General features: G+C 62.8%; 16 protein-coding genes. All 16 read left to right on the forward strand.

What is annotated here, in order from left to right; translation table 11 throughout:
- Positions 1 to 3: 3 nt before the first annotated feature.
- The 16 genes from NGM07_RS00005 (at position 4) to NGM07_RS00075 (ending at position 10,473) form a co-directional block, all read left to right on the forward strand.
- Positions 4 to 192, forward strand: coding sequence for a KTSC domain-containing protein (locus tag NGM07_RS00005; RefSeq protein WP_256525356.1), 189 nt, complete (start codon positions 4 to 6; stop codon positions 190 to 192).
- A 388-nt stretch (positions 193 to 580) separates the two neighbouring features.
- The gene (locus tag NGM07_RS25265) at positions 581 to 703 is read left to right on the forward strand and encodes a hypothetical protein (RefSeq protein WP_256524396.1); all 123 of its coding nucleotides are present in this window, start codon (positions 581 to 583) and stop codon (positions 701 to 703) included.
- Positions 704 to 706: 3 nt separating this feature from the next.
- On the forward strand, positions 707 to 2,431 hold the full coding sequence (locus NGM07_RS00010; RefSeq protein WP_253514931.1) for an XkdF-like putative serine protease domain-containing protein: 1,725 nt from the start codon (positions 707 to 709) through the stop codon (positions 2,429 to 2,431).
- A gap of 15 nt (positions 2,432 to 2,446) precedes the next feature.
- The gene (locus NGM07_RS00015; RefSeq protein WP_253514933.1) at positions 2,447 to 3,493 is read left to right on the forward strand and encodes a hypothetical protein; all 1,047 of its coding nucleotides are present in this window, start codon (positions 2,447 to 2,449) and stop codon (positions 3,491 to 3,493) included.
- 14 nt (positions 3,494 to 3,507) lie between these two features.
- Positions 3,508 to 3,837 carry a hypothetical protein gene (locus NGM07_RS00020; protein ID WP_253514865.1) on the forward strand — a complete coding sequence of 110 codons (330 nt, stop codon included), beginning with the start codon at positions 3,508 to 3,510 and terminating at the stop codon, positions 3,835 to 3,837.
- Positions 3,838 to 3,840: 3 nt separating this feature from the next.
- The gene (locus tag NGM07_RS00025; protein WP_253514866.1) at positions 3,841 to 4,218 is read left to right on the forward strand and encodes a hypothetical protein; all 378 of its coding nucleotides are present in this window, start codon (positions 3,841 to 3,843) and stop codon (positions 4,216 to 4,218) included.
- A gap of 2 nt (positions 4,219 to 4,220) precedes the next feature.
- On the forward strand, positions 4,221 to 4,541 hold the full coding sequence (locus NGM07_RS00030) for a hypothetical protein (protein ID WP_253514867.1): 321 nt from the start codon (positions 4,221 to 4,223) through the stop codon (positions 4,539 to 4,541).
- A 3-nt stretch (positions 4,542 to 4,544) separates the two neighbouring features.
- Entirely contained in the window at positions 4,545 to 4,853 is a 309-nt protein-coding gene (locus tag NGM07_RS00035; protein WP_253514868.1) for a hypothetical protein, read from the forward strand.
- Between the two features lie 6 nt (positions 4,854 to 4,859).
- Positions 4,860 to 5,726, forward strand: coding sequence for a hypothetical protein (locus NGM07_RS00040; RefSeq protein WP_253514869.1), 867 nt, complete (start codon positions 4,860 to 4,862; stop codon positions 5,724 to 5,726).
- Entirely contained in the window at positions 5,723 to 6,196 is a 474-nt protein-coding gene (locus tag NGM07_RS00045) for a hypothetical protein (RefSeq protein ID WP_253514870.1), read from the forward strand. The genes NGM07_RS00040 and NGM07_RS00045 overlap by 4 nt, the downstream gene beginning before the upstream one ends.
- Entirely contained in the window at positions 6,193 to 6,690 is a 498-nt protein-coding gene (locus NGM07_RS00050) for a hypothetical protein (RefSeq protein WP_253514871.1), read from the forward strand. Before NGM07_RS00045 ends, NGM07_RS00050 begins: the two co-directional genes overlap by 4 nt.
- A gap of 40 nt (positions 6,691 to 6,730) precedes the next feature.
- Positions 6,731 to 7,636, forward strand: a complete 906-nt coding sequence (locus NGM07_RS00055) for a phage tail tube protein (RefSeq protein WP_253514872.1) — start codon at positions 6,731 to 6,733, stop codon at positions 7,634 to 7,636.
- Positions 7,636 to 8,193, forward strand: coding sequence for a hypothetical protein (locus tag NGM07_RS00060; RefSeq protein ID WP_253514873.1), 558 nt, complete (start codon positions 7,636 to 7,638; stop codon positions 8,191 to 8,193). Before NGM07_RS00055 ends, NGM07_RS00060 begins: the two co-directional genes overlap by 1 nt.
- Positions 8,194 to 8,204: 11 nt before the next feature.
- Positions 8,205 to 8,345, forward strand: coding sequence for a hypothetical protein (locus tag NGM07_RS00065; protein ID WP_253514874.1), 141 nt, complete (start codon positions 8,205 to 8,207; stop codon positions 8,343 to 8,345).
- 279 nt (positions 8,346 to 8,624) lie between these two features.
- Complete coding sequence (locus tag NGM07_RS00070; RefSeq protein ID WP_253514875.1) at positions 8,625 to 9,887, forward strand: hypothetical protein; 1,263 nt, start codon at positions 8,625 to 8,627, stop codon at positions 9,885 to 9,887.
- Between the two features lie 88 nt (positions 9,888 to 9,975).
- A complete protein-coding gene (locus NGM07_RS00075) occupies positions 9,976 to 10,473 on the forward strand; it encodes a hypothetical protein (RefSeq protein WP_253514876.1) in 498 nt (165 codons plus the stop codon).
- Position 10,474 lies beyond the last annotated feature (1 nt).

A 10,474-nucleotide genomic window follows, 5' to 3' on the forward strand; every position in this document is an offset into this window, starting at 1 on the left:
TCGCTGTACGCGTACGTGAACGTCCCGACGACGGAGTGGGCGGGCCTCGTGAACGCCTCCAGCCACGGGAGCTACCACTACGACTCCATCCGACTGGAGTACCCCTACGTGGAGATCACGAACTTCCACGACCGACTGCCCGAGGGCCCGGCGCCGGACTCGGAGGACGTCCCGGACGACATTCCTGCATAGGTTTCATCAATGTAAAGACCTCGACCGTCTGGTGCCGACACGGGTCACCACAGTTCACTATTCTGGAGCTGTTCCCAGAGCAAGTTGATTGCTCGCAAGATCTGTTCAAAGGGTATCTCGGAGGATAAGAACTCCCAAATCAGGCGGATTACGATTTGTTGAACCAGATCCTCCAAGGATGGTAATACATCTAAGAATCTGCTAAAGGCATCAGCAGCTTCACTCGGTGTTGATATTCCGTAATTCGACCCGTAGTTCTGCCCATAACCCATATGAAGTGTAGCTATTCTGTAACCACTTAACATATCGCCCAACTGCCGATGATCCAGGGAGCGACCCGACTCCCCTGTGTGAGGTTCGACCGGGCTGAACTGACTTTTCGACCACCATGACGGAAAAAGACATAGCGCGCGGCGAGAAGCGCGGCGTCCTCTCGACCGGTCGAGCCCAAAAGCTCGGGAAGACCAAGGACGCCGACGCAGACGCCGACGACGAAGATGAGGAGGGCTGAAACATGCCCCCCGTGAATAAGTCCGACAAGTCGACCCTCCGGAAGGACGTCGACTTCGTCGCGAAGGACGACCAGGAGCAGATCGCCACCGGAATCGTGATGGTGCCCTGGGCGGTCGACCTCCAGGGCGACTGGGAGCGACCGGAGACGATCGCCCAGTTCGCCGAGCAGTTCGAGAACTTCGAGGCGGTCGGCGAAGCCGGCGGCGGCGTCATGCACGCCGTGTTCCCCGACGAACACGCCTCGCTCGAACGCAACGAGGTCCTCGACGAAGCCACGGACATCGGTGGCACGACCGCCCCCGAAGGTGCGTGGGTTCAGAGTTGGAAGTTCGAGGACGAGGAGCTCTGGAGCCTCGTCGACGACGGCATCCTCGAAGGCTACTCGATCGGCGCCATCAACGTCTCGTGGGATGGCCCGATGGAGCAGGACGAACTCCCCGACGAGGTCTCCCTCCCTGACGACGCTCCCGAGGACGCCCTCGTATGGGAGCTCGTCGACGGCATCATCCGCGAGGTCTCGGCCGTCGACATCCCGGCGGTACCAGACGCTCAGATTCTGGAGACGAAGGCCGACGCCGAGAAGCGACTCGCCGACCACCTCGGCAACCGCGACGGCTTCATCGAGGAAGCCCAGCAGCGCGGTCACTCCGATGACGAGGCCGAGCGCCTCTGGGAGTACCTCAACCGCGCGGTCGACGTCGAGGGCGCGGGCGAGCCCGGCTCGAAGGGCCTGCTCGCGTCTGCAGGAAAGGCGTTCCTCAGAGTACTCTCCGGGACCGATGACGACAAGGCGGTGTCCGAGGCCCCGGACCGCGGTCGCGAGAAAGACGCGGGCGGCTTCGAGGCGGACATCTTCCGCGTTGTCGCCCCAGAGGACAAGGCCGAGAACTACGAGGACGAGGTCCTCGGAATCGGGGTCGACTTCCCGAACAGCGACGTGTACGTCGACTGGCGAAACGAGGTGTTCCCGGACGAGCTGGACGAGCCGCACGTCAGCATCTACGGGAGTACCAGTGACCTCGAACAGGCGACCGGCAACACCACTGAGCAGATGGACACGCTGAACGCGAAGGCAGCGAAGACGCTGTTCGGCGCATCCGGCCTGCAGGTGGACCCGATCGACAAGGAGGGCCGCACGCTCTCGACGGCGAACCGCCACCGCCTGTATGCCACCATCGACGCCAGTCTGGATGTCCTCCAGGACGCCGGCGTCGACCACGGCATGACACGATTCACCGATCGCGAGGACACGACCTTCGATCTCTCCGAGCACAGCGCCCGGACGTGGGCCGACGACGGCGACGAAGACGAGGACGACGAGAACGAGGACGAGGAGGTAGAGAACGACAAGAACGCCGCCGGCGGCGACACGCCGGACGACGAGAGCGGCACGGAGACCGCTGACGACATGACCAACGAGAACGACACCGAGCCCCCCGAGTGGGCCAAGGAACTCCAGGAACAGCTCACCGAACAGTCCAAGCGCATCGACGACCTCGCCGACACCGACGGCGACGAGGGCGAGAAGGATGCCAGCGACGACGTCGACCCGATGGAGGACGCGCCCGAGTGGGCGAAGTCCCTAAAGTCGGACATCGACGAGCAGGCCGAGCGCATCGACACCATCAGCCAGCAGTCCGGCTACAGCGACCAGCTGGAAGCCTCGGCTGAAACGGACGAGAACGACGAAGACGGCCTCACCGCGATCGGGAAGGCGCTGTCCTAACGGAGCGATTTCTACATGGGAACGAACACCACTATCGACGCAGTACGGCAGCAGAACCAGCAGGCGACTCTCTCGCAGAAGGACATCGGGCTGACGGAACTCGACGGCTTCCAGCTTCCGAGCGCAGTCACCGAGGAGTTCCTCGACCGGATGCAGAAGGAGGTCAACATCCTCGGCATGGCGGACACCATGACGCTGGCTCGCCTCGAGCAGGAAGTCCCGCAGTTCGGTGTCCCGCGACTCTCCGGCCACGCTCGTGCCGAGGAGGCCTCTCGGACGACGAACTCCGCGGCGGAGTCGGGCGAAGTCAAGTTCAACGCGACGGACCAGTCGTACTACATCCTCGTCGAGCCCAAGCGCGACGCGCTGAAGAACACGCACTACGGGCCCGACCAGTTCGGCGACTACATCATCGACCAGTTCGTCCAGCGCTGGGGCAACGACATCGGCCTCATCGGCATCCGCGCCGGTGCATCTGGCGGCAACCTCCAGTCCATCGGCGGTGCGGCCGAACTCGACACCACGTGGAACGGCTGGCTCGCCATCGCAGAAGGAAGCGACTCGGCGTCGGACCGCATCGGCCTTGAGGACACGGCCGACGCGGAAACCAGCACGATGCCGCAGGTCGATATGGCTGGCGCGTCGGTCGACACGCAGATGTTCGACGACACAATCACGACGCTCGACTCGCGGTTCCGCGACCCCGACCGTGTCAAGTTCCTCTGCAACCCCGACCAGGTCCAGGCCTACACCATGAGCCTGACCGAGCGCGAAGACCCGCTCGGCTCGGCGGTCATCTTCGGCGACTCCGACATCACGCCGTTCAGCTACGACGTCGTTGGCGTGAACGGCTGGCCGACCAGCTACGCGATGCTCACGGACCCCGAGAACCTTGCGTTCGGGCTCTTCGAGCAGATGGAGCTCGACCAGACGACGGACACCGACAAGGTCCACGAGAACCGGCTGCACTCCCGGAATTGGCTGGAGGGCCAGTTCGACTTCCAGATCAAGCGGATGCAGGCCGGCGTGCTCGTGAAGAACATCGCGGACCCGGCGGCCTAACGGAGTAATCTGAGATGACACTCTACACCGAGACTGACGAGCACGGTACCGAGTACCTTGTCAGCACCAACGGAAACGCCGAGCACCGGCTCCGTCTCGACGACCACGAACGCCAGGAGATCCGTCGAATCGCAGACGACCTCGACGACGACGATGGACCTGAAAAGGGCGACCTCGGGACGTTCGTCGACACAGACGGGGCAGAGCACAATGCAGTCGTGACCAAGGTCTGGGACTCGAACACCGTCAACCTGGCCTACACCGTCGACGGTGGCGGAATGACCGAAGCGACCAGCGTCACGCTCGACTCGGAGACGTACGCGTTCGAACCCGGAGGCTGGTAACCGATGGCTGGACCAACCACCAACGCAGAGATCCGTGAGCGCTACGAGAACGGCAAGCATCTCGCCGATGGTGCGGTGGGCAACGTGGTCACCGACAGTCCGGCGAACGCCGCAGACACGGTGGTCGGCGCCGACACGGACGTTCACGTCGTCACTGCGGACGGGACGAACACGGTCGACCTCAGCGGCGCCGCGGAGGCTGGCCGTGTGGTCACCGTCGTCCACAACGGCGGCGCGGCTACGCCGACGCTGTCGTTCACCGATGCGGACTTCGTCGGGACGGGCCCGGCGAACATCACGAGCGCGGGCGCGACTGCGACCGTCTGCAACGTCGACGGAACCGCCAGCGGCTGGGTCGTCATCGCGACCGGGAGTGCCTGACCATGCCACGAGTTGAGAAAACCGACGGTGGCCTGGTGTACCTCCGGCCGCTCGACCGCCGATTCGAGATCGGAGATCAGGTGGACGTCGACGAGGAGATGGCCGCGTACCTCTGCGAGGAGCGCGGCGACTTCGAGTACGTCCGCGACATCGAGGCACGCGCCGCCGAGGTCAAGGAGTCGCTGGTTGATGAACCAGCGTCCGACGAGGAGGAGACCACCGAAGGCGAAGACGGATCCAACACCTGCGACGTCGTCAAGTCCGACGGAGAGGTGTGTGGTCGAGACCTTCCCTGCGCGTACCACTCCGACGAGGAGGCCTAATCCATGCCGGCGTGGGACGCCAGCACCGTCCTCGCGACCTCGAAGACGTTCGGTGCGTCCGAGACAGTGTCCGCCTCGGTCGACGGCTACCACACGCCCGCGGTCTGCGTCGCGCTGGAGGGACTCAACGGGAACGCCGACGACACGATCACCATCGAGATCGTCGGCGACGCGGGGACGTACGATGTCGACAGTCGGACGCTCAACGCGACCGGGTCCTACGTCGTCGACGTCCCACAAGCCGACACCGTCCAGCTGACGAGTGCGAACGGCACGACCATCAGCGCCGAAGTGCGGAACAACCCGAGGTAGTGAGTCATGCCAACTGGGTACTGTACCGTCGAGGATGTCCGCCGAGCGCTGCGAGAAGCATCACTCCCGGGTGACGTCGAGCAGGACCGCAACATCGTACTCGACGCGATCACGTCGCAGACCGAGTGGCTGGAAAAGACCATCAGCCGGCACTGGTACATCCCAGGTGGTATCAGCGAGGACTCGGACAACCTCATCCCGACAGGCCCGAACTCTCGCGACGACGAGCACGACATCCCCACGCACGGGGCGCTCGTCGACGGTGCGAGCGAGCGCGAACGCTTCCGGTACAGCCGGAACAGCGACGCACTACTCGAAGCCGGCCCTCGCCACGACCGCCAGCGCTGGCAAGACCTCCGCCGCGAGCCGAAACAAGAAATCCGGCTCTCGACCGGCAACATCTACGAGGAGGACATCCCGGCCTACACTCGGATTCGGCTCGCACGGAAGGACGTCAAGGCGATCACCGAACTCTCGGTCGTCAACAAGAAGGGCGGGTACGACGACTGGGTCGCCTCCAGCGACTACACCGGCGGTGTCGGCAACCAGCACCGAGGTAAGGACTACTGGGTGCGCATCAACAACGGCGGCGTCTCCGAGCTCTATCTGAACGTCCACTCGATAGACGACGATATCCCGTCGCTGTCGAACGCCGTGTACGCCGCGCTCGATTACGGCCACGAGGGCATCCCCCGGAACGTCCGGCGAGCGGTCGCATTCTTGGCCGGGTCTGATCTGGTCGAGGAGGCCGTCGTGGAGATTCCGCAGAACGCGACGGTGTACAACATCGAGACGAAGGCTGACGAGATGCGGTCGAAGGCCGAGGAACTGCTCGATGTCTACCACGAAGGCAACCTGGGAATCAACCAATGAAGCTCGACAGTAGCTTCGAGGACGATCTCCGCGAGGCCGTCTTGGACGAGGCTGAACACGAACTCATAGGGAAGCAAGGTAACCTCGTTCACGAAGCCGTCCAGTTCACCCACGACCGCCTCCGCGAGTACGGACGGGAGTTTGACTACCGAGTCGACTCCATCATCGACAGCTTCGGCGGTGTCGAGGTAGATCGGTCCGCCAACCGGCTCACCATTCGGTGGGGCTGGACGCACGAAGCGATGGTCTATCTCGAGTTCGGCACGAGCGACCACACCATCGAGGGTGACCCCGTGCTCTCGTTCGTCTGGGAAGAGCGCCACAATCCACCGGAGTGGGTTCGTGAAGAGTTCGACCAGGAGGGCAACGGCTACCGCGTGTTCCTGCCAGAGGTCGAGGTCGCTGGCGTGAAGGAGACGCGAGCAGCCCGGGACGCATTGAACTGGCTTCGTCGGGAGGTCCAGTCATGAGCGCTCCGGAAGTCGAGTGGGTACTCACCCAACTCGGTTCCGTCGTTGGCTCGCTCACCACGCCCCTGAAGCGAGTCGACCGCGACGAGAGCAAGATCCTCGATGGAAGTATTCGGTCGCGGACGGCCGAGTTGGAGAAGGCGAATTACGTCGGTGCGACGCTCTCGGATGTTACGAGTCAGCCGATCGGGACGGAGTACGACCACTCGCGGGAGGCCGTCGTCGGTGTTCGCATTGAAGGCCTCACGCACCGCGAGTTCGGGTACGTCGACCCGAACGGCAGTAGCGGCATTCCGTTCGACAACGACGGCGGGCTCGTCTCCCGTGTCCGGGATGCACTGCTCGTCGAACGGACGTATCCGAACGCGGGCGGGGCGAACGTGACGTACACCGACTTACGGATTACGAACGAGGCGCCGCAGTCGAGCAACTACGCGGATTACTATCGCACCGACTTCGACGTCGTGTTCAACGGTTACGAAGACCTACCATGACCAGAACCAGCAGTACCCCACCTGACGGAGGCACAGCACGATGACCGGCGCCGGAACCAGCACGGTCGCGTACGGCATCGAATCGAGTTTCATGGGGTCGGTGGTGGACGACGACACCGACTCCTCGCCGGACTACTACCTGCCAGGCAAGAACGTCACCATCGAGGAGATCGAGCTGTCGAACCAGCTCCAGCGCATCCGCGACCCCGATAGCGTCGAGTCGGTCGAGAGCATCGAGGGCAACCTCGAAGGCGCGTTCTCGGCGTCGTGGATCGCGAAACACTGGAACCATCACAACTTCATCTTTAACGACGCCGGAACCGGGTTTGCACCGGGGCTCGCCGCGTCGTCACGGTGGTATCTCGGTATCGACTACCTCACCGGGACCGCGGAGCGCGAACTCATCGGTGTCGTACCCACGCAGTACCAGATTCGGTACGAGCAGGGTGGTCCGGTACGCGTCAGCGTGACCTGCATCTACGCCGACGAGAAGCTCGCGACGAGCATCACCCCGTCGACCATCGAGGACCCCGGAACGGTCTACCAGTGGCACGGCACGTCGCTCGACGTGAATACGACGACGCAGGCGAAGCTTCAGTCCTCGACGCTCCAAATTAGCAATATCGCCCGCTTCCAGCGTGGGTCCGGCCGAAAGCCCATCGACGCGGTCATCGCGGCGCCGGAGGCATCGCTGTCGGCGGACACGACCATGACCGAGACGGACCAACTCGCGCTCGCGTACGGTGCGGCCGGCTCGACCGCGCCCCAGGACTCCGTCGGCGGTGTGTCCGCTTCGTTCGCGGTGACGAACGGCGGCGGGACGACGAAGACGTTCAACCTCTCGGAGGTCACGCCAGACACGTACAACTGGAGCGACCTCGTCAGCGCGGAGAACGACATGAACGAGAATCTCGACTACCAGGTCAACGGGGTGACGGTCGCGTAATGCCGCTTCGAACTGAAACCATCGAGTTCGCCGAGGAGATCCAGCGACTCGAAGACGAACGCGAAGAACTCGCCGAGCAGCTCGCCGACCTCGACGACGACAACCCAGTCGTTCCCGAGCTCGCGCAGCGCGGCCACGAAATCGACACTCACCTGAAGGGGCTTCGATGGGCGCGCGACGAAGCACACACCGACACCGTCATCTCGAACTGGACGACGCCTGCAGAGCACGTGACTCTCGCTGGCCTCACCGGCGGTGAGTTCGGCGCCGTCGAGGACACGCTCGTCTCGGAGGCCGCTGCTCGCGGGCAGAGTAGCCCCGGAGATGGTGCGACGCGCGTCCATCTCGTCGCCAAGGGCACGGTGGACGCCCCATACCTCCCGGACGAGGATGACGAGAAGAAGACGGTCGCGGCGGTTGCGCAACTCCCGATTCCGTTCTTGAAGTGGGCGGAGGCTCGCGTCGACGAGCTCACGTCGGTCGGGGAAGAGGAGGGAAACTCCTTCGGGCGATTAGTAGCGGAGAAGCGAGCGAAGAAGACGTCGACCGACAAGTAGCTCTCGACTACGTGAAGGCGCTGGCCTTTCATCGTGGTCTTGATCCGCGCATCGTCGAGGAGCTTCCGTGGCGAACCATCGAGTGTTACCTCGTCGTCCACGACCTCCTTAACGCTCAGGAGGTGTTCGCGGCGTTCGGAGAGGGTAAATGATTAAACCATCGGGAAATCAAACACGTCCCAATGGATATAGAAACCGCTCGCTCGGTTAAATTAGACCCTCGCGTTTCGAAGGCACTGGAGTACGCATCCTACGGTTTCCTCCTTCTGGCGATTCTTCCAGTTATTGACGGGAACTACGTGAATGCGGCCATGCACGCGGGAGGTGCCCTCTTACTGTACCAGACCAGTCAGTATCGGCTGGTAATCCATACTCTCCAGTCTGAATAGCTCCCCGAACGGTTCGGGTGAAGTAACGGCCGTTTTTCAATCATGACAAGCTTCAGCACTAAGAGCCTCCTGCAAGTCGAGGTAGAGAAATCCTCGCTTCGAGATGCTCGAAAAGAGATTCAGAGCGGAATCGGAGACGTCACCGTCCAGGTGGACGCATCGTCGGCGTCGTCCCAGCTGGCGAACGCGGGCGGCGGTGACGCGGTCGAACGAGCATCCCGGGAGCGAGCGATGTCGCGGCAGTTGCTCGACGCCCAGACGGACGTCCTCTCGGGGCTCCGTGAGGACCTCCAGGAGCGTCCCGTCCTCGACGAATGGGAGATCGAGCATGACCTTAGCCGGACCCGGAACGATCTCCTTCGGGAGCTCCTGGAGGTAACCGAGAAGGGGAACCTTCGCGGTCGTGCTGGGGGTGGAGGTCTTGGCGGGATGCTCGGTGGAACGCTCTCGATTGCGAGCCTGATCGGGAAGGTAGGCGCGTCGGCGCTTATCACTGGCACGGTCGGTATCAGTGGCCTCATCTCGGGAAGCATCGGCGCCTACGAAATCGTCTCTGGGACCGTCAAGTCGGTAGACCTCATTTCAGGGACCGTCAGCGCGACGGACCTTATCACTGGGATCGTTCCTGCAGCGGACATCTTGAACGGGACCGTAGGTATCGCGTCATTCATCACAGGGACTATCACCATCTCCGAGTTCATCAAGAAGGATAGCAACGGAGACGACGGCGGTGATGCGGCCCCACCGCCAACACCGAACGAGTGGCCTGGACCTGGACCCCATCCTGGCCTCGGCCGGCCGGACAGATCCCCGGCGGTCACTCGTCCGAACGATGGCGGGCGCAGTAATCCGAGCCTCGTCGACCAGCTCCTCGGGACAGGGGCAGCGACTGCCTCCGTCTTGTGGAATACTCTTCCTGGAAACAATGCCGTCGAAGGAGCAGGACGGTGGGCAATGGACAATCCAGGGAAGGCAGCAGGCGCCGCCGGCCTGGGACTCGCTGCTGGCGGCCTCGCGCTTGCTGACGGTCCTCTTCCGTTCGGTGAAATGGCCGGAGGAGCTCTCCTCAGAGGTAGCGGTCTCCTCGCCTTGAGCGGCAGTGCAGGCGCGAAGAACGGGAGAGATACGAGAAGAAACAAAGCACGAGAACGGAAGCAGCAGCGCCCGAAGGTCGAATACTCGCCAACCTACAACGTCGACCTCTCGGAGCTGAAGCGGAAGCAGCGGCGGGAGACACGGAAATTGGAGCGCCGTGTGAAGAAGCTCGAAAAGGAGTTCGACGGGAACGGATCCTGGAGGAGATAGCATGGTCGAATCGAACGTAGCTCTCGAAATCGATGCCGACGTCGACGGAGACGGAACGAAAGAAACCGGGAGGTTCGAGTTCAAATCGGTGGACGTCGAGGAGTCCATTCGAACGGGCTACCTGATAGACAGCGCTGGCGATAACCTGTACGCGTTCTTCGTCGGTCTCCTCGACGATGGCGCATCAAAGCGAAAAGGAATCAGTCTCGACCAGGGCGGCGGTCAGCACGTCTTCGAGATCGACTTCATGGGCTGGACCGGTGAAACCGGCCAGTGGGGATCCAGCCCGGACCCCGCTAAGGGGCCGAACAAACGCACGGCAACGGGAGCGGATCGTATCACCCGAATGAACGTGTTCATGAACTACCTCCGGGTCGGCCAGACGGACAGTATCACGCCTGCCCGCTTCGAGTATGGCCAGTACACCCCAAACGGATTTCTCGACGATCATCTCGACGTCGCGGTCGAGAGTCCGAACATGGTCCCTCCAAAAGACGAGTCGAGCATCTTCGATGGAAGCCTCACGGTCGTCGAAATCGCGGACCTGAACGACGTGTTCGACGGAATGCAACAGACCGAATCATAAC

Origin of the sequence: Halorussus vallis (assembly GCF_024138165.1) — an archaeon.
GTDB classification, from domain to species: domain Archaea; phylum Halobacteriota; class Halobacteria; order Halobacteriales; family Haladaptataceae; genus Halorussus; species Halorussus vallis.